Source organism: Paenibacillus sp. 598K (assembly GCF_003851045.1).
GTDB lineage: Bacteria > Bacillota > Bacilli > Paenibacillales > Paenibacillaceae > Paenibacillus_D.
Map to the genome: position 1 here is coordinate 3,229 of NZ_BFBX01000300.1, position 1,192 is coordinate 4,420.

Sequence of the window (1,192 nt, forward strand, 5' to 3'; positions counted from 1 at the left end):
CTTCTACAGATTCGATTCCGCGCCTCTTCGGCACTTATCATAAAATTAAGGCACTCCGCGTCAGTTCGCTTCGTGTAGGGGCAGGCTGTCGATGTAGGCGAGCGCCCGCTCGGCGTACTGGCGCGGCGGATGCTGCGCCGGGTCCTGCTCGCCCTCGAGCATCGCCCAGCCGTCGTAGCCGCGCGCATGCAGCTCGCGTATGATTGGGCCGAAGTCGACCGCCCCGTCTCCAGGCAGCGTGAACACGCCGCGCCGCACGCAGCCGATAAAGTCCGTGCCGTCCCGCTCGGCCTGGCGCAGCACCTCGGGCCGGACATCCTTCAGATGGACATAGGCGATCCGGTCGTAATGCTTGCGCAGCACCGCGAGCGGATCGGCGCCGCCGAAGTAGGCATGGCCGGTATCGAACAGGAGATGGACAAGCGCCGGGTCGGTAAGCTCCATCAGCCGGTCGATCTCCTCGGGACGCTCGACGACCGTGCCGCCGTGATGGTGGTAGGTCAGCTTCAGTCCATACTCAGCGGCGATGGCGCCCGCCTGATTGAGCCCCTCGGCCAAGGCTTGCCAGCCCGCATCGTCGAGCCGGGCGACCTCCCGCTCATGCGGCGTGCGGCGCGGATCGAAGTGCTGCGAGCCGCCGATCTCGGCGGTGCTGACGACCCGGCAGCCCATCTCGCTCAGGAACTCGACATGGGCGCGATACGCCTCCAGCTCCTGCTCGCGATACGTCGGATCGGAGAGCAGCACCGATTTCCACTGCGACACCAGCTCGATGCCGCGCGCCGCCAGCTCGCGCTTCAGCTCGGCGGGCTCGGTCGGGTACTTGCGCCCCATCTCTGTCCCCCGCAAGCCGAGCGCTTGCATGTCATCCACGATCGTCTCGAACGTCGTATCCGCGCCATGCTCTCTCACATCCTCGCCGACCCAGTTGATCGGGTGCGCTCCGATTCGAAACCGCAATTCCTTTAGCATCGTTATTGCCCCTTCCCCGTGNNGACGCCGACGCGCCACCACGACTCGTAACCGGACGTATTCGTGCCCGGCAGCACCTTGATGTCGATCAGCGCGACGCCCGGATACGACTTGACCTCGCTGAGCGCCTGGCCCAGCTCCTCCGCCGTGCGCGCCGACCAGGTCCGCGCCCCCATGCTGGCGGCGTGAGCGGCAAAGTCGATCGGCAGGTAGTCCCCGG

General features: G+C 66.5%; 1 protein-coding gene and 1 pseudogene. Both read right to left on the reverse strand.

The annotated features are described in order from the left end of the window. Positions 1–60 precede the first annotated feature (60 nt). A complete protein-coding gene (iolE, locus tag PA598K_RS35180) occupies positions 61–972 on the reverse strand; it encodes a myo-inosose-2 dehydratase (RefSeq protein WP_128661306.1) in 912 nt (303 codons plus the stop codon). Positions 973–995: 23 nt separating this feature from the next. Further along, positions 996–1,192 (reverse strand): annotated as a pseudogene (locus tag PA598K_RS35185) (thiamine pyrophosphate-dependent enzyme); the annotation flags it as partial.

Bases quoted from the DNA above. Each gene is read 5' to 3' on its own strand.
- iolE (WP_128661306.1), bottom strand. From the start codon at position 972: ATGCTAAAGGAATTGCGGTTTCGAATCGGAGCGCACCCGATCAACTGG.